Annotated in this window: 15 protein-coding genes; 1 reads left to right on the top strand and 14 read right to left on the bottom strand. The window is 45.7% G+C overall.

Going from position 1 to position 18,516, the window contains the following annotated elements; translation table 11 throughout:
* Positions 1 to 45: 45 nt before the first annotated feature.
* The 13 genes from uvrC to zapA form a co-directional block, all read right to left on the bottom strand.
* Positions 46 to 1,818, bottom strand: a complete 1,773-nt coding sequence (uvrC, locus tag NSQ09_RS21485) for an excinuclease ABC subunit UvrC (RefSeq protein WP_017696677.1) — start codon at positions 1,816 to 1,818, stop codon at positions 46 to 48.
* Positions 1,819 to 1,953: 135 nt separating this feature from the next.
* On the bottom strand, positions 1,954 to 2,268 hold the full coding sequence (gene trxA / locus NSQ09_RS21480) for a thioredoxin (RefSeq protein WP_003222500.1): 315 nt from the start codon (positions 2,266 to 2,268) through the stop codon (positions 1,954 to 1,956).
* 322 nt (positions 2,269 to 2,590) lie between these two features.
* Positions 2,591 to 4,078, bottom strand: coding sequence for an alpha-L-arabinofuranosidase AbfB (gene abfB / locus NSQ09_RS21475; protein WP_124058806.1), 1,488 nt, complete (start codon positions 4,076 to 4,078; stop codon positions 2,591 to 2,593).
* Between the two features lie 218 nt (positions 4,079 to 4,296).
* Positions 4,297 to 5,274 carry an electron transfer flavoprotein subunit alpha gene (gene etfA, locus NSQ09_RS21470; protein ID WP_072173597.1) on the bottom strand — a complete coding sequence of 326 codons (978 nt, stop codon included), beginning with the start codon at positions 5,272 to 5,274 and terminating at the stop codon, positions 4,297 to 4,299.
* 35 nt (positions 5,275 to 5,309) lie between these two features.
* Complete coding sequence (gene etfB / locus NSQ09_RS21465) at positions 5,310 to 6,083, bottom strand: electron transfer flavoprotein subunit beta (protein ID WP_014480500.1); 774 nt, start codon at positions 6,081 to 6,083, stop codon at positions 5,310 to 5,312.
* A 14-nt stretch (positions 6,084 to 6,097) separates the two neighbouring features.
* A complete protein-coding gene (locus NSQ09_RS21460) occupies positions 6,098 to 6,874 on the bottom strand; it encodes an enoyl-CoA hydratase (protein ID WP_003229549.1) in 777 nt (258 codons plus the stop codon).
* Positions 6,875 to 6,888: 14 nt separating this feature from the next.
* Positions 6,889 to 7,473 (bottom strand): fatty acid metabolism transcriptional regulator FadR, encoded by a 585-nt coding sequence (gene fadR / locus NSQ09_RS21455; RefSeq protein ID WP_014477593.1) that lies wholly within the window; start codon positions 7,471 to 7,473, stop codon positions 6,889 to 6,891.
* 104 nt (positions 7,474 to 7,577) lie between these two features.
* Positions 7,578 to 9,260: a long-chain-fatty-acid--CoA ligase LcfA gene (gene lcfA, locus NSQ09_RS21450; protein ID WP_341032642.1), complete on the bottom strand. Its 1,683-nt coding sequence runs from the start codon at positions 9,258 to 9,260 to the stop codon at positions 7,578 to 7,580.
* 188 nt (positions 9,261 to 9,448) lie between these two features.
* Positions 9,449 to 9,853, bottom strand: coding sequence for a DUF350 domain-containing protein (locus NSQ09_RS21445; RefSeq protein ID WP_003237674.1), 405 nt, complete (start codon positions 9,851 to 9,853; stop codon positions 9,449 to 9,451).
* A gap of 14 nt (positions 9,854 to 9,867) precedes the next feature.
* Positions 9,868 to 12,225, bottom strand: coding sequence for an endonuclease MutS2 (locus NSQ09_RS21440; protein WP_017696683.1), 2,358 nt, complete (start codon positions 12,223 to 12,225; stop codon positions 9,868 to 9,870).
* A 20-nt stretch (positions 12,226 to 12,245) separates the two neighbouring features.
* Positions 12,246 to 13,958: a DNA polymerase/3'-5' exonuclease PolX gene (polX, locus tag NSQ09_RS21435; protein WP_128474160.1), complete on the bottom strand. Its 1,713-nt coding sequence runs from the start codon at positions 13,956 to 13,958 to the stop codon at positions 12,246 to 12,248.
* Positions 13,959 to 14,031: 73 nt separating this feature from the next.
* Positions 14,032 to 14,565 carry a CvpA family protein gene (locus NSQ09_RS21430; protein ID WP_003229537.1) on the bottom strand — a complete coding sequence of 178 codons (534 nt, stop codon included), beginning with the start codon at positions 14,563 to 14,565 and terminating at the stop codon, positions 14,032 to 14,034.
* Between the two features lie 6 nt (positions 14,566 to 14,571).
* Positions 14,572 to 14,829 (bottom strand): cell division protein ZapA, encoded by a 258-nt coding sequence (gene zapA / locus NSQ09_RS21425; RefSeq protein ID WP_003229534.1) that lies wholly within the window; start codon positions 14,827 to 14,829, stop codon positions 14,572 to 14,574.
* A 133-nt stretch (positions 14,830 to 14,962) separates the two neighbouring features.
* Between zapA and rnhC the strand changes: the two genes are divergently transcribed.
* Positions 14,963 to 15,904, top strand: a complete 942-nt coding sequence (gene rnhC, locus NSQ09_RS21420) for a ribonuclease HIII (protein WP_024571958.1) — start codon at positions 14,963 to 14,965, stop codon at positions 15,902 to 15,904.
* A 193-nt stretch (positions 15,905 to 16,097) separates the two neighbouring features.
* Here the strand turns inward: rnhC and pheT are convergent, their stop codons facing one another.
* Positions 16,098 to 18,512 carry a phenylalanine--tRNA ligase subunit beta gene (gene pheT, locus NSQ09_RS21415; protein WP_341032641.1) on the bottom strand — a complete coding sequence of 805 codons (2,415 nt, stop codon included), beginning with the start codon at positions 18,510 to 18,512 and terminating at the stop codon, positions 16,098 to 16,100.
* Positions 18,513 to 18,516 lie beyond the last annotated feature (4 nt).

The following is an 18,516-nucleotide window of genomic DNA, read 5'->3' as shown; positions in this document are numbered from 1 at the left end:
TGAAATTAGTTCACATTTTATCAGATCTTATTTAAAAGGACAACATTATTTTTGCAATTTGTCGTAAAGGAGCTGAGCCGCCGCTGTGGGAACACCGGCTTTTTTGATGTCCTCAAGGCTTGCTTCCTTCATTTTTTTAACGGAACCGAAATGCTTTAACAGCATTTTCTTTCTTTTCTCTCCGATACCCGGGATGTCGTCCAAAACGGATTGAAACGCGCTTTTTCCGCGGATTTGCCTGTGAAAACTGATTGCAAAACGGTGCACCTCGTCCTGAATGCGCTGCAGGAGGTAAAATTCCTGGCTGTTTCGTTCCAGATACACCACCTCCAGCGGATCACCGATCAGTAAATTTGAGGTTCTGTGTTTTTCATCTTTCGCTAAACCGGCGATCGGGATATCCAAGCCGAGTTCATTTTCAATGACATCCCTTGCTGCGTTGATCTGCCCTTTTCCTCCGTCAATGATGATCAGATCGGGCAGCGGCAGATTCTCACGAAGCACTCTCGTATAGCGTCTTCTGACAACCTCTCTCATAGAACCGTAATCATCCGGCCCTGTAACGGTTTTGATTTTATATTTGCGGTATTCCTTTTTGTATGGTTTGCCGTCGATAAACACAATCATCGCGGAAACCGGGTTTGTCCCCTGTATGTTTGAGTTATCAAACGCTTCAATTCTGTGCGGCGTATAAATATTTAATGCCTCACCTAGTTTCTGCACAGCCCCGATTGAACGCTCCTCGTCCCGTTCGATTAAAGAGAATTTTTCTTTCAATGCGATTTTCGCATTTTTATGGGCCAGCATGAGCAGTTCTTTTTTCGGGCCTTTCTTCGGCTGGTGAACGTTTGTTTCCAGCAGCTGCTCGATCATGGATTGATCTACGCTGTCTGGAACTAAAATCTCCTTCGGAAGGAAGTGGTTGTTTTTCGAATAGAACTGCCCGATGAACGTGAGGAACTCTTCATCTGCTTCCTGATAAAGCGGGAACATGCTGACATCGCGTTCAATGAGCTTCCCTTGGCGGATGAAAAAGACCTGCACGCACATCCAGCCCTTATCGTACGCGTACGCGAATACATCACGGTCGACTAGATCGTTCATCGTCATTTTTTGTTTTTCCATCGTTGATTCAATATGGGCAATTTGGTCACGAAGCTCTTTTGCTCGTTCAAACTCAAGATTCTCAGCAGCTTCATGCATTTTCTCTTCAAGCTCTTTTTTGACCTCATTATAGCCGCCCCTTAAGAAACGTGTAATGCTTTCAACCAGCTCTCTGTTCGTCTCTTCGGAAATATCCTTTACGCACGGAGCAAGACATTGGCCCAGATGATAATAAAGGCACACTCTGTCCGGGAGCTTGGAGCATTTTCTGAGAGGATACAGACGGTCGAGCAGTTTTTTTGTTTCCCTTGCTGCCTGTACATTCGGATACGGCCCGAAATAGCGCCCTTTGTCTTTTTTGACATTGCGGGTGACAATTAGCCTTGGGTGGCGTTCATGGGTGAGTTTTATGAAAGGATAGGTTTTGTCGTCTTTGAGCATGACGTTGTATTTCGGATCATGCTTTTTGATCAGATTCATTTCTAAAATAAGCGCTTCAAGATTGGAGGACGTCACGATATATTCAAAATCCTCGATTTCCGTCACAAGCCTTTGGGTTTTCGCGTCGTGAGAACCGGTGAAGTAGGAGCGCACTCTGTTTTTCAGCACTTTTGCTTTCCCTACGTAGATCACAGTCTGCTGCCGGTCCTTCATGAGATAACAACCCGGTTGATCGGGAAGGAGGGCGAGTTTTTCTTTCAGTTGTTTGTTCATATGTTACCCTTCCTTATGTTTAATCCTTTATATCCAGTTTAACACGAACGTTTGTTTTTCTCTATGGTTCACAATTGGCGAATAAAAAAAGCGATCCCTCAATCGGAATCGCTCTGGCATGTAAGCAGCGGAAAATTAAAGATGTTTGTTTACAAGCTCTTGAAGCGCTTCTTTTGGTTTGAAGCCGACTGAAGTTTCAACTACTTCGCCGTCTTTTAACACAAGAAGAGTCGGGATGCTCATAACGCCGTATTTTCCGGCAGTTTCTTGGTTTTCGTCTACATCGATTTTTACGATTTTCAGTTTGTCTCCCATTTCTTGATCCAATTCTTCAAGAACAGGTGCAATCATTTTACAAGGTCCGCACCAAGGAGCCCAGAAGTCTGCCAGTACGACGCCTTCGCTTGTTTCAGCTGAGAAAGATTGATCAGTTGCTTTTACGATAGCCATTATTGAATTCCTCCAATGTGAAATGATGATTTTTAGTATAGCATCTCCCATTCGTTCACGCTATTTTAATGCTTACAAATTATTTTTTCCTGATCACAGCCGGTTTACTCATTTTTATATGGTTGAATGGGATATGCTCTTTTTTTAAAACACAAATCTGATAATGGCCCCGATCACTACAATTGCCCCAATAATCATTAAAATGGTACGAAGCATAAGATCACATCTCCTCTTCACTGTCATGTACTTTACCATGCCCTGCCGGAGCTGTTTTAAAACCTGAAAAAGAGCGCCGGCATGAAGCTCCGGCGCTCTTGCGCGATTAAGAATCAGCACGCAGCGTAAGTAAGACGACTGACATTGGCGGGAGTTTTACTTTCAGTTTGTTTTTGCTGAGCGTGTATTGTCTGAAGGATTCCGGTTTGACATGATGAGGATCGTCAAACGTGTTATGCGCATTCATTTTTTCTGCCGTAAGAATGACTCCGGAATGGTCCGCTGCCTTGAGTAGGCCTCTCAGCTCGATTTCCGCCTCCGCTTTGTTTTGGTGATCGATGTTGCAAATAGTGATATTGATATCACCTTCAGCTTGTTTCGACGCTGAAATGCTGATTTGCGGAAGCGTTTCACCCTTCCATTCATAGTCGGCAGACATTGTCTCTGTTGCTAAAAGAGAAGCGTCCTGGTGCACCTTAAACATATTGAATACATGGTACGTCGGTGTCAAAAGCATCCGCTTGCCCTCAGTCAAAATCATCGCTTGTAGAACGTTTACTGTTTGGGCGATGTTGGCCATTTGCACCCGGCGGCAATGCTGATGGAAAATGTGGAAATGAGAAGCCGCCACCAGTGCATCACGAATGGTGTTTTGCTGATATAAGAAACCGGGATTCGTGCCTGGCTCGGGATCAAACCACGTGCCCCATTCATCAATAATCAGCCCGACCCGCTGCTCCGGATCGTACCGGTCCATAATTGTGCCGTGTTTTTGAATCAATTCACCGATGTATTTGGCTTTTTTCATCGTAATAAACCATTCATCTTCCGTGAATTCTGTGGCTGATCCTTTGCCCTTCCAGAAATCCCCCGGAATCGTGTAATAATGAAGACTCAACCCGTCCATCAGGCCAGCGGCTTTTTTCATAAGCACGTCCGTCCAATTAAAATCATCCACATTTGCGCCGCCTGCAATTTTATAAATTTCATTCCCGCTGTAATTGCGGACATAAGTCTGAAAACGCCGGTACAGATCTGCGTAGTATTCGGGATGCATGTTGCCGCCACAGCCCCAGTTTTCATTACCCACGCCGAAATATTTCAGATTCCAAGGCTCTTCTCTTCCATTTTGTTTTCTCCAGTCTGACATCGGCGTGCCTTCTTCAAATGTCATATACTCAATCCACTCCGCCATTTCCTGAACGGTTCCGCTTCCGACATTGCCGCAAATATATGGCTCGCATTCAAGCAGCTCGCAAAGCATCATAAATTCATGCGTTCCGAATTCATTTGATTCAATTGTACCGCCCCAGTGAGTGTTCAGCATTGTCTTACGGTCACCGACACCGTTTGCCCAATGGTATTCGTCCGCAAAACACCCGCCCGGCCACCTGAGGACAGGAATGTGCAGCTGTTTGAGCGCCTCCAACACGTCCTTTCGTATCCCGTTGATATTGGGGATGTCTGAGTCCGTTCCGACCCAGATCCCCTCATAAATCCCTCTTCCTAAATGCTCAGCAAAATGACCGTATATATTTTTGTTAATGGTTCCTTTTACGATATCTGTTTGAATCACTGCTTGATGTTCAGACATGCCTCTGATCATTCCTTTCATACGGATATGAAAAGCACCACAGTCAAATATGTGATCTGTCTTTTGCCTGAGGAGTCAGCATGAATGTAAGCGCTTTTAAAGTAACCATATTATATATGTTCGTACATGTCAACGACATTTTCTATTGTTTTTATATTTGTACGTATGTATTTATAAATATGAAAAAAATCCCGAACTTTTAAAGTCCGGGATTTCCTTTATGAGTGTATATTCAATTGTTTGAATTCCTCAGTTAATAACGGGACAACTTCAAATAAATCACCGACGATGCCGTAATCCGCTATTTTAAAGATATCGGCTTCGGGGTCTTTATTGATGGCGACGATCACCTTGCTGTTTGACATGCCGGCCAAATGCTGGATGGCGCCGGAAATGCCGCATGCAATGTACAAATCCGGAGTGACGACTTTCCCGGTCTGCCCGATTTGGAGCGCGTAATCGCAATAATCAGCGTCACATGCCCCGCGAGAAGCCCCGACTGCGGCCCCTAGCACCTCTGCAAGCTCCTGCAGCGGCTGAAATCCTTCCTTACTTTTGACTCCTCGGCCGCCCGCAACGATAATTTTTGCTTCGGAGAGATCAACACCGTCCGCCGTTTTTTTCACGACCTCTTGAATCACAGTGCGGAGGTCAGTAAGAGAGACATTCATGCTTTCGATGCTTCCCGACCTGCTGATGTCTTTTTCTGAAGCTTGAATGTTATTGGGGCGAATTGTTGCAAAGATCATCGGATCGGTTGAAATGACGCGTTCAAAAGCTTTCCCCGAGTAAATCGGCCGTGTGAACACAACATTCCCTCCGGTAACGCTTACATCTATAGCATCAGAAATTAAGCCTGTTTGCAGCCGGGCAGCAAGCTTCGGTGAAAGATCCTTGCCCATTGCCGTATGCCCGAATATGACTGAATCAGGATTTTCTTGCTCGATAACACCTCTCATGACCTGGCTGTACCCGTCTGCCGTGTATGTTTTCAGCTTCGGGTCCTCAGCGGTAAGAACTTTATCTGCTCCGTAATGAATAAGCTCTTGTGCAATGCTTTGTACATTTTCACCGATGAGAACACCGATGACTTCCCCGTCTCCTGAAATGGTTCTTCCTGCAGCTATTGCTTCAAAGGTGACATTCCGCAATTCCCCATCGCGTATTTCTCCAAGCACGATCACTTTTTTTCCCATTCTAACATCCCCCTGTTTCTTTGAATGTCCAAGCTTTAAATGACTTTAGCTTCGCTGCGGAGCAATGAAACAAGCTCTTTTGCCTGTTCAGCAGGCTCACCTTGGAGAAGCTTCCCGGCTTCTTTTTTCGGCGGCAGAAAACGTTCAATGGTTTTCAGCTTTGGTTCAGCATCCTCTTCGTCCAAGTCAAGATCATCAAGTTCAAGCTCTTCAAGCGGCTTTTTCTTAGCCTTCATAATTCCCGGAAGCGATGGATAGCGCGGCTCGTTTAAGCCCTGCTGAGCTGTGACAAGCAATGGGAGCGTCGTTTTGATTTTTTCAACATCCCCTTCGACGTCCCTTTCTGCTTCTGCATCAGTGCCGTTGATTTCGAGTTTGGTGATCGTAGTGATACACGGAATGTCCAGTAGCTCGGCAAGCCGAGGCGCCACTTGTCCTGATCCTCCGTCAATGGCAACATTTCCGCCGAGAATCAAATCAAACTCCTGATCCTTCATATAGTGGTATAAAACTTGAGAAATGGAATATTGGTCGGGTTCTTCGAGATCATCTTCTATGTTGATTAAAACAGCTTGGTCACAACCCATGGCAAGCGCCGTACGCAATTCTTTCTCCGCTTCTTCACCGCCGACCGTGACGGCGGTGATCGTGCCGCCATGCTTTTCCTTCAGCTGGATGGCTTCTTCTATCGCGTACTCATCATATGGATTAATGATCCATTCAGCTCCGTCATCCTGAATCTTTCCTGTTTCAATGACGATTTTTTCTTCTGTGTCAAACGTCCGTTTCATCAGTACAAATAGATTCATGATCATATCCCCTTTTATTCGCCTTTGAACTGAGGCTTTCTTTTTTCGAGAAATGCCTGGATGCCTTCCTTGGCGTCCTCTGACTCAAATGCTTCCCCAAATCGCTTTGCTTCAAGCTTTAAGCTGCCTTCATAGGAATACACCTTGTTGGAATAAAGAAGTTCAAGCAAAGATGCCAGCGTTTGCGGGCTTTTCTCTGCAAACTTAGCGGCAAGTGCTTTTGCTTTTTCAATCACTTCTGCCTCATCTTTCGCTCCAATTGAGACAAGTCCGAGATCAAGCGCTTCTTTTCCGGATATCGGTTCTCCTGATCCGATGAGCTCTAATGCTTTGGCTGTACCGACATATCTCGGAAGGCGCTGTGTCCCCGCAAAACCTGGAATGATACCGAGATTAAGCTCCGGGAGCCCCAGCTTAGCATCTTCTGCCGCGATTCTGATATGACAGGCCATCGCAAGCTCCAGCCCGCCTCCGAGAGCAGCGCCGTGAATCGCTGCGATAATCGGTTTTGGAAAGCTTTCGATTCTCTCCATTAACTGCTGGCCGCGCTCAGCGAGCAATGAGGAATCCTCATTGCCTTTAAGCGATGTAAATTCTTTAATATCAGCGCCGGCTGAGAAAAATCTCCCCTCGCCGTGAATGATAATGCTTCGTACGCCTGCATCTGTCTCACATTGATCAAGACAGGAAGACAGCTCTTCTAATATCCGGCTGGAAAGCGCATTTGCCGGCGGATTGTGAATCGTCAAAACTGCCACAAATTGATCAACTGCCAGTGATATTGCATTCATAGGACAGAACTCCTTTACTTATTATGAATTCCGGACACCAATAATTCTAAAACGCTGTCTGAAAGCGCAGCGAGATCGTACTTTTGGTCATTCATCACCCAAGTTGTCACGGTTTCGTCAATCGTTCCAAAAATCATCTGCCGGGCGAGGCGGACGTCGAGGCCTTCTTTTAATTCGCCTGATTGTATACCTTCCGTCAAAATGCCATCCAAAATATTTAAGTAGCCTTTTAATATTTCGTTGATTTTTTGGCGCAGCTCCAAGTTGGATTGGCGGAGCTCAAGCTGCGTGACAATTGCGAGATTATGGTCACCCGCTAAAAGGGAAAAATGCTTTGAAATCACAAGCGCCAATTTCTCTTTCGCTGTTGCTTTTTCTTTAATGTCCTCTTCCATCCGCTCAATAAATTGACCCATTTTTTCTTTGAAAAGAGAAATTAAAATATCTTCTTTGTTTTTAAAATAGAGATAGATGGTGCCGTCCGCTACCCCGGCTTGTTTGGCAATTTTGGATACCTGTGACTGGTGGTAGCCGTTTTCTGCAATGACTTCTACTGCTGCATCAATAATCTGCATATACTTTGGCCGTTTTTGCTTCAATGTTCATCGTTCCTTCCTATAGAAATGAATGACTATTCATTCATAATTTCATGATAAGAAGGATTTTCAGGTTTGTCAAGTTTATTCATAGACGTTCTCTTTTTTTATTTGATATGATGATTTTCGGTTTCTTCTTCAAGTAAACGCCTTCTTAAAATTTTTCCCACCGCCGTTTTCGGCAGCTCCTTTCTGAACTCATAGGCTTTGGGCACCTTATAGGGAGCTAGACGTGATCTCGCAAAAGCGTCCAGTTCTTCTGCATCGGCTTTTGCGCCTTTCTTTAATACGACAAATGCTTTTACTGTTTCTCCTCTGTAGGAATCGGGAACGCCTGCGACAACAATTTCCTGGATGGCTTCATGTTCATAAAGCGCTTCTTCTACCTCACGCGGGTAAATATTGTAACCGCCGGCAATGATGATATCCTTCTTCCTGTCAGCAATATAGAAGAAGCCTTCTTCATCCATATAGCCCATGTCCCCGGTGAACAGCCAGCCATCTCTCAGCACAGCGGCGGTTTCCTCTGGTTTATTCCAGTATCCTTTCATGACTTGCGGACCTTTTACAATGATTTCTCCATGCTCATACGGAGCGGCAAGCTCACCCGTCTCTTCAGAATAGATCGCGGCGTCCGTACTCGGCCAAGGACAGCCGATACTGCCCGGCTTGTTTTTTCCCCAGATAAAATTGGCGTGCGTCACTGGGGATGCCTCAGACAAACCATAGCCTTCCACAAGCTTTCCGCCAGTCACCTTTTCAAATTTCTGCTTTACCTCCACGGGGAGCGCGGCTGATCCGCTAAGACAGCTTTTAATGGATGACAGATCATAATGCTGCAATTCGGGGTGATGCAAAAGGCCAATGTAAATTGTCGGTACGCCAGGAAAGAGCGTCGGTTTGTGTTTGTCGATGATTTTAAGTGTTTCGAGCGGATCAAACTTAGGAAGAAGAATCATTTCGAAGCCTAGTTTAATCGAATAGTTCATGACTGCCGTCAGTCCGTAGACATGAAAAAACGGGACGATGCCCAGCACTTTTTCAGCGCCTTCTTTCACGTCATACATCCAAGCGGCGCACATTTCAGTATTTGCCAAAATATTTTGGTGCGTGAGCATGACCCCTTTTGGAGCTCCGGTTGTTCCTCCGGTATACTGGAGGACAGCGATATCATGCTCAGGATCGATCTTCGGGATTGTCAGGAGTTCAGTTTTTTCCTGCTTCATACTGGAAGCGAACGTGTGAATGTTAGCTGTTTTGTCAAAGTCGATATGCACTTTTTGTTTTTGCGTCAGCGGGTAAAGAATATTCTTCGGAAAAGGCAAATAGTCTTTTACGCTGGTTATCAAAATCTGGTCGACTATTGATAACGTTTTCATTTTTATTACCTTCGGAAAAAGCAAATCTAAGGTGATGATTACACTTACCTGAGCATCTCTAAGCTGGTATTCAAGCTCATGCTCGGTATAAAGCGGATTCGTCTGCACCACGATGCCGCCGGCAAACAAGACGCCATAATAAGAAATCACTGTTTGCGGGCAATTGGGCAGCATAACAGCCACTCTGTCTCCTTTTTGCAGGCCATTGCACTGCAAAAAAGCTGCAAGTTTAAGAGCATCCGTCAGAATGTCATGAAAGGTGAGTTTTTTTCCATAAAACGATATTGCGGTTTTATCAGGGAATCGTGCGGCGGAGTCTGTCAGGATGGATTGCAGGGTTTTATTCGGCAACGGAAGCTCATGCGGGATATCGTTGGGATACTCGGCAAGCCACGGCTTTTGAGACTGCATAAAACCTCCCCTTTCGATTTTAGAGATCCACCTTATCATTATAGCAGATGGACGGCAAAAAAAAGAAAAAGAAAGGTAAATCTTTCTTTTTCTCATCATATGAACAGATATATAAGACCAATTAACAAAAAGATTCCCGCCGCGGCGAGCAGTACTTTTGCAAGCTTTTCCATCTATTCCCCGTCCCCTTATATTCCGGCTGCCACCACAAATGAAAGCCCGACAGAAATGACAAATGAAATAAAGCCGACAGCCCGGTTATCATTTTCGATTTCCTGATCAATTTTAAACCGCGGAGTCAAAAACTCAAAAATAAAGTAGCTGATCAAAAGCATAACAAACCCGTAAACGCCCCAGCCGATCATTTGCAGCAGCGAATTATGCTGGGAGATGGAATGCTGAAATACGTTTGCGATTCCCAAAATTTTTCCGCCGGTCGCCATTGCCACCGCAAGATTTCCTTTTTGAATCTCTTCCCAGTTTTTATAAGCCGTCACCAGCTCAAACACAGTCAAAAAGAGGACGAGGCAGAGAACCGCGACACTGTAATATGCCGCGATTTCCACAAGCTCGTTTTCCCAAAAATCACTCATGGCCATACTCCCTTTTATTTTAGTTCAACAACCGTAACGCCTGATCCTCCCTCACCTGCTTCACCGAAACGGGAACTTTTGACGCTGCGATGGTTTTTCAGAAGATCCTGTACGCCTTTTCTTAAAGCGCCGGTTCCTTTTCCGTGGATGATTGACACTCTTGGATATCCGGCTAACACCGCATCATCCAAGTATTTTTCAACCCGGCTGAGGGCATTTTCATAGCGTTCGCCGCGGAGATCAAGTTCAAGCGATACGTGATAGTCCTTTCCCTTGACCGCTGTAATGATTTTTTCTTTTTTTGGCTCCGGAGCTGATTTGATAAACTCCAGATCTTTTTCTTTTACTTTCATCTTTAAAATACCGATTTGAACATTCCATTCATTGCCGCCTGTTTTTTCGAGCAATGTTCCTTTTTGCCCGAAAGTGAGGACTTTCACCTCGTCGCCAGGCTTAAAGTCGCGTTTTTGCGCTTTCGGCTTTTCCGGTTTCTTGGACTTTTCAAAAGCCGGCATAGCGTCTTCTAACCGTTTCTTCGCGTTAATCAGCTCGTGATCCTTGAAGGATTTGTGTTCTTCTTTTATGGAGCGCAATTCATGAATAATGTCCTCGGCTTCTTTCATTGCCGCTTTTACTTTTTCAGCAGCCTGCTGTTCTGCCTCTTCAAGCATTTTGTCTTTTTTGCTGTTAAGCTCGATGATTTGCTGCTGCAGCTCTTTATGCAGTTTTTCCGCTTCTTTTCTGATTGATTCTGTCTCAGAAAGCTCTTCTTCCGCACGTTTTTTGCTTTGTTCCAGCGACGCAATCATCGTATCGACTTCGTTATGCTCGGCCGTCATTTCTGACTTCGCCTGCCCGATGATATGGTCCGGAAGCCCGAGGCGTTTTGAAATTTCGAAAGCATTGCTTCGACCCGGCACACCAATTAAAAGTTTATAGGTCGGTGACAGCGTTTCGATGTCAAATTCAACACTGGCATTCATGACGCCTTCTCTGTTATAGCCGTACGCCTTCAATTCCGGATAATGCGTCGTAGCTAACACTCTTGCATTGGTGCGATGCACGTCATCCAAGATGCTCATGGCGAGGGCCGCCCCCTCCTGCGGATCTGTCCCTGCACCAAGTTCATCGAAAAGCACAAGACTGTTTTCATTGACCTGTTCTAAAATGCCGACAATATTCACCATATGGGATGAGAACGTACTTAAACTTTGCTCAATCGACTGTTCATCACCGATATCAGCGAATACGTGCTCAAATACTGCCGCTTCTGACCCTTCATCTGCCGGGATATGAAGACCTGATTGCGCCATTAAGGTTAGCAGGCCTAACGTTTTAAGGGTGACTGTTTTCCCCCCGGTGTTTGGCCCTGTGATGACAATGGTTGAAAAATCGCGGCCAAGCTCGATGTCATTGGCAACAACCTGATCAGGCGGAAGCAATGGATGGCGGGCTTTTTTCAAACGGATAAAGCCGGTGTCGTTCATAATCGGTTTTGTCGCTTTAACCGCTTTTGCATATCTAGCTTTTGCAAAAATAAAGTCAAGCGTCTGCAGCACTTGCAAATCTAGAAATAGCTCCTCTGTATGCTCTGCCGTTTTCTCTGTCAGCACACGCAAAATCCGTTCAATTTCTTGCTTTTCTTTCACTTTCGCCTGCTGAAGGGAATTGTTCATATCTACAATCGCCTGCGGTTCAATGAATAGTGTCGCACCAGAGGATGAGGTGTCGTGCACAATTCCTCCATAGCTGGATCTGTACTCCTGTTTGACCGGGATCACAAAGCGGTCATTCCGAATCGTAACAATCGTATCAGACAGCATTTTCGATGCGGAAGAGGAACGCAGCATCGACTCTAACCGGTCTCTGACTCTTGATTCGAGTGTTCTGAGCTGTGTGCGGATTCCTCTTAATGTTTCCGATGCATGATCAAGCACTTCTCCGTGATCATCGATGCAGGAATTAATGTCCCGCTCTAAATCGGACAGCGTGATAAGCTGTTCAGCATGCTGATGGATCAGCGGAATGTCGACACCGTCTTCAGCCATTTGGGTGATAAAATGTTTCATTTGTTTAACTGCATAAAGCAGGCCTGAGATTTCAGTGAATTCAGAAGGACTGAGAACGCTGCCGATTTCCGCCCGTCTTAACGCTCCTCTGATATCCACAAGGCCGCCAAATGGCGCTTGGCCTCTCAGCCGGATAATGTCAGAAGCTTCGTCTACTTCATCCAGCTGTTTTTTGATTTCGTCTATAGAAGCAGAAGGCTTAAGCTCGAGAAGCATTTCTTTTCCGAGCGATGAAGCGGCATGCCCAATAACCTGTTCTTTCACTTTATGAAATTCAAGAGCTGATAATACTTTTTGCTGCACGATTGTGTGAGCCTCCTTACTTAATCGTTGCGCTTCAGAAATGCCTCTACGTCTTTAAGCGACCGGGCATTCAGAACGTTTTTCGTTTCCGTCCATCCTTTGCGCGCGGCAGTAACGCCAGTTTTCATATCGTCTAACATCTCAATATTATGGGCATCAGTATTAATCACCAATGTAACCCCTTGTTCGTTTGCTTTCATTAAATGCTCTGTGCGCAGATCAAGGCGCGCAGGGTTGGCGTTGAGTTCAAGCGCCGTATTTGTTTTCCTCGCAAGCTCAATCAGCTGATCAATATCGATTTCGTAACCGGCCCGTCTGCCGATAAGGCGCCCGGTCGGGTGTGCGATAATGTCAACATGCTTGTTTGTCAGTGCCGTCTCAAGCCGTTTCATAATCACGTGTTCCGGCTGATTAAAACTGGAATGAATCGATGCAATAACAATATCCATTTCCGCCAGTACATCGTCATCATAATCGAGCGTACCGTCAGGCAGGATATCCATCTCAACGCCTTTCAAAATACGGAAGTTTTCGAACTCTGCATTCAGCGCGTCAATTTCTTTTGCCTGCTGCTTAAGTCTTTCTGCAGTAAGCCCGTTGGCGACCTTTAAATATTGTGAGTGATCGGTGATCGCCATGTATTGATAGCCTTTTTTGATGCAGGCTTCAGCCATCTCTCTGATCGAAAATGCGCCATCGCTCCACGTTGAGTGCATGTGGAGATCACCTTTGATTTGCCCGAGCTCTATCAGTTCAATGCTGTCGCTGTAGGTTTCCACTTCCTGTCCGCTTTCACGAATTTCCGGCGGAATCAGCGGCAGGCCGAAGTGCGCATAAAATTCACGTTCACTCGGAAATGTTTTGATCTCTCCGGTTTCAACTGTCTCAACGCCGTATTCACTGATCCGCTCGCCACGTTCTTTGGCGATTTGGCGCATCTTAATATTGTGATCCTTTGATCCCGTAAAATGATGGAGGGTTGTCGGAAACTGCTCTTCCGTCACAAGACGGAAATCGACGCTTGTTTCATATTCAAAGGAAAGGATGACGGACACCTTCGTATCTCCGCTTGCGATCACGCTTTTGATGTTTGGCAGCTCAAGAAGCTGCTCTCTTACTTCAGCCGGATGATCTGTAGCAATGATATAATCCAGATCCTTCACCGTTTCCCGCGCTCTGCGGAGACTTCCGGCACGAGAAAATTTGATGATATGCGTAAATTGAGAAAGATGCTCCTCAATTTCCCGCGCGATCCGGAGGGCGTAGCCGATCGGGAACCGTTCAGGCTGTTTTCCGGCTTCCCCGAGCGCCTGTAATATTTTTTCTTCCGATTTTTTGCCGAAGCCCGCAAGACCCTGAACCTTTTGCTGCTCACAGGCTTCCTTCAGAGATTCTGCATCGTGTACGCCGAGCTCTTTATACAGCTTTGCAATTTTTTTGCCGCCGAGCCCTGGCAGCTTCAATAAAGGCACGAGTCCTTCCGGCACTTCTTTCTGCAGCGATTCGAGCGTGCTTGACTTTCCTTCATCTATATACTCTTTAATGACGCTGTACGTTCCTTTTCCAATTCCGGACAGCGACATCATATCGTCAATTTCTGATAAGCTTCGGTCGTCCTGTTCCAAGGCTGCCGCCGCTTTTCGGAAGGCAGATACTTTAAACGGGTTGTCCCCTTTTAGTTCCATATAGACTGCAATGGTTTCAAGCAGCCGGATAATATCTTTTTTATGCATATCATAACCCCCAGACGTTCACATATGTTTCCATCATACTTGAAAAAAACTTCTCCGGACAAGAGAAGTTTTTTTATGCCCCGTACTGTGTCCACAGCTCTTGTAAAAGCCCTGACAAGTACGGTGTATGGTTAATGATCACATTTGCGAGAGACGATTGCCCCATCATTTGCTGCAACGCATCTACCGGCAGAACGGATGCGACATACAGCAGCACAAATGTAAATAAATAGACTTCTAGAAAACCGAGAACGGCTCCCAGCATCTGGTTGATTTGTTTAATCACCGGAATGCCGGCTACAATACTCAGGAACGAGCCGATGATTCTCAGTAAGATTTTAGCAATGATAAATAAAACGATAAACGCAATCGCATTATAGTACGCTGCTTCCAAATTCCCCGTAAAAAAAGAAAGAGCCGGCTGTCCCGCTGAAAAATCGGGTGCGGGAATCCAATGTAAATGCGGTGCCACGTTTTTATAGAATAAAGCCGCAAAGGCAATTGATAAAATAAAGCTCGTCAAGCGGATAAACTGCAGGATAAAACCGCGTTTTAACCCCAGTAAAGTCCCCATCAGGAGCAAGATTAAGATGATGATATCTAGCATAGTTGTTCAATCCTTTTCTTTAAGCTGACGCTCCAGTTTTTCACATTTCTCTTGTAATTTGACATAATCGTGCACCACATTTACCGCTGTCAGCACTGCAAGTTTATTTATATCAAGGTATGGATTTTTTTCATTGATTTCTCTCATTTTATCATCAACAATTCCGGCGACATACCTCATATGGGCTCTGCTTTCTTCACCGACAATCGTGAAGTGCTGGCCGTAAATGTCAACGGTTGTTTTTGTTTTTTTGCCGTCAGACAACGTTTCTCCTCCATTCCGCGAGAATCCTAGTTCTTATCATAACACGTTTATTAAATGAATGGAAAGACGAGCCTCCCGCTGTTATGATACACTGGTATATACAGCGAAAAGTGTAAAAAAAGGAGATTATTACGTGTCCCATTCAGTGATAAAAGTATCGTTGTCTGCTATTGACCAAATGAAAATGACGTACAGCGGTTCACTTACAGCCTCTGTTCCGCAGGGAGCCGTTTTTCAGGCAAAACCGCCCGGCTGTACCATTACAGCATATAAATCAGGCAAGGTCTTGTTTCAAGGAAAAAACGCTGCGGCAGAATCCGCGCGCTGGGGAACAGCAGAGCCTCAGGAAAAGAAGAAAACGGCCAAAAAGCCGGCTGATCCCCGCTATGCCCCTCCGGCAGATATCGCCGGAATGTCTGTTATCGGTTCTGACGAAGTCGGAACCGGAGATTACTTTGGCCCAATGACGGTTGTATGCGCGTACGTCGACAAAACCATGCTTCCTTTAATGAAGGAACTCGGTGTTAAGGATTCTAAAGATTTAAAAGATCCGCAAATCATCGAGATTGCCCGAAACCTGATCAAAACCATTCCATATAGCCTGCTGGTTTTAAAGAATGAAAAGTATAACAGCATGCAGGAAAAAGGCATGAGCCAAGGGAAAATGAAAGCTTTGCTGCACAATCAGGCGATCACCCATTTATTAAGAAAATTGGATGGAGTAAAGCCTGAAGCCATTTTGATTGACCAATTCGCTGAGCCAGGCGTCTACTTCAATCATTTAAAGGGCAGAGACATTGTGAAGGAGCGGACCTATTTTAGCACAAAAGCTGAAGGTATTCACCTGGCTGTCGCCGCTGCTTCAATCATTGCAAGATATTCGTTTTTAATGGAAATGGATAAACTATCACGCGCGGCAGGAATGACGCTTCCAAAAGGCGCCGGTCCGCACGTCGATGAAGCGGCCGCCAAGCTAATCCTCAAAAAAGGGGCATCTGCACTCAGAACCTTTACAAAACTCCATTTCGCCAATACGCAAAAAGCGCAGCGCCTTGCTGATAAAAAACGCTCATAGAAAAAAGCTTGCAGAGATTTCTCTGCAAGCTTTTTTCATCTTTTCAGCGTGATTGAAAACCCTTGAAGTCTAGGAAAGGCGAGCATTGGAGCACAGCGAATGTTCTAATTCGTGAGCACCAACGCGCAGACCTGACAACGAATGCGGGGGTTTGCCGACACGCTGAGCCTGCATTTCTCTGCAAGCTTTTTTATCAGCCTCTTAAAACAGCTTGATATGTGTCTTCCAACGCTTTCAGCACTTTGCTGTGCGCCTTTGTCACTTCTTCTTCAGTCAGTGTTTGTTCAGGATTGACATACTGGAGTGAGAAAGCGACTGACTTCTTGCCTTCCTCCATATGTTCTCCTTCGTATACGTCAAAGACGGTTACCTCTTTCAGAAGCTTGCCGCCAGCCTCTTTGATGACGCTCTCGAGCTGGCCGCTCGTGACGGTTTTATCTGTTACAAGAGCGATATCACGTGTCACAGACGGATATTTTGGAATCGCCGTGTAAACAAGCGGTGCTGTTTCTGCTGCGAGCAACGCATGAAGATCAAGCTCAAATACGTATGTTTCCTTTATATCCAGTTCTTTTTCCAATGAAGGGTGGACTTGGCCGATGAAGCCGATCAGAGAACCATTCAATAAAATGTTCGCTGTTCTGCCCGGATGCAGCTGTTTGCGTTCAGACTGTACAAATTCAATGCTGTCTAGGACGTTGAGTTTGTCTAACAGCCCTTCCACAATTCCTTTGACAACAAAGAAATCAACTGGTTTCTTTTCACCCTGCCATAGCTGCTTGCGCCATAATCCGGTAATAGCTCCTGCTACGCGCTCTGTTTCAACAGGTTTTGTGTCCTCTTCCTTCGTCAGGAAAACGGAGCCAACTTCGTACAGTGCAACTGAGTCAGTCTGCCTCGCAAGGTTGTAAGAAACAGAATCAAGCAGATTCGGAACAAGACTGTGTCTGAGAATGCTTCTTTCTTCACTCATTGGAAGCGCAAGCACAGTATTCAGTGATTTTTCAATCGCAAACGCTGCCGCTTTCTTCTCGTTTGTCAGTGAGTAAGTGATGGCTTGTGATAAGCCTGCGCCTTCAAGGAAGCGTCTGACTTTACGGCGTTTTGCCTGATATGGCGTTAATCCGCCTGTAGTCCCCGCTTTCTCAGGAAGCGTAGACGGAATGTTATCGTAGCCGTACAGTCTTGCCGCTTCTTCGATTAAATCCTCTTCTATTGTAATGTCGCCGCGGCGTGATGGAACAGTCACAACGAGAAGTTCACCCGCTTCACCGACCGTAAAACCGAGACGTTTATAAATGCTGATCAGTTCTTCTTTACTGATCGTCAGGCCTAGAACGCTGCTCACTTTGTCAGCAGATACGTGAATGTTATTTGCTTCGATTGTCAGGTGATCTTCCTCAACTGTTCCAGCAAGCACCTCACCGCCGGCATACAGATGGATCAGCTGCGCAGCCCGTTCTGCTGCAAGACGTACGCGCGCCGGATCAATTCCTTTTTCAAATCTTACGCTTGATTCACTTCTCAAACCAAGGTCTTTGGAAGCCTTGCGAACCGTCTGCCCGTTGAAATACGCAGCCTCAAGCAAAATCGTTTTCGTATCTTCCTGAACCTCTGACTCTGCTCCTCCCATGACACCCGCAACGGCCTGCGCTTTCATTCCGTTTGTAATGACAAGGTGATCGGCGGACAGCTTACGTTCTTGATCATCAAGAGTGACGATCATTTCATTCTCAGCTGCTTTTCTTACTACGACTTCCTTAGAGCCAAATCTGTCATAATCAAACGCATGAAGCGGCTGTCCGTATTCCAACAGGACAAAATTTGTGATGTCAACGACGTTGTTGTGCGGACGAATGCCTGCATTCATCAGCTTTGTCTGCATCCAAAGCGGTGACGGAGCAATCGTGACATTTTTAATGATTTTTGCAGTGTACAGCGGGTTCGCTTCTTGATCTTCAATTTTGACTGAAATGTAATCAGACGCTTGTTCTGAAGCAGCCGGGTAATCCGTTTGCGGAAGCTTTACCTCAGTGTCTAAAATCGCCGCAACCTCGTAAGCAACACCAAGCATGTTCATGGCATCGGCGCGGTTTGGCGTTAAACCCAGCTCAAGAATCGCATCGTCAAGCTGTAAAGCCGCTAAGGCATCGCTTCCTGTTTCAGCGTCATTCGGGAATACGAAAATGCCTTCTGCATACTCCTTCGCCACAAGTTTGCTTTCGATACCAAGCTCCTGTAAGGAACAGATCATGCCATTTGATTCTTCACCGCGAAGCTTGGCTTTTTTGATTTTGAAATTGCCCGGCAGCACTGCTCCGACTGTTGCAACTGCGACTTTTTGTCCCTTATCCACATTTGGCGCGCCGCAAATGATTTGTACAGGGGCTTCAGCTCCGATATCCACAAGGCACTTATTCAGCTTATCAGCATTCGGGTGCTGCTCGCGCTCCAGCACATGGCCGATGACAACGCCTTTGATGCCTTCTCCTTTGTATTCAATTCCTTCAACCTCAATACCGGCTCTTGTAATTTTTTCAGCAAGAACAGCCGGGTCCATGCCTTTTAAATCAACATAATCCTCTAACCATTTATAAGAAACAAACATCCTT

Origin of the sequence: Bacillus sp. FSL W8-1202, from assembly GCF_038006165.1 — a bacterium.
GTDB lineage: Bacteria > Bacillota > Bacilli > Bacillales > Bacillaceae > Bacillus > Bacillus subtilis.
The sequence above is the reverse complement of the archived record's forward strand: the minus strand, read 5'-3'. Positions and strand labels throughout refer to the sequence as shown.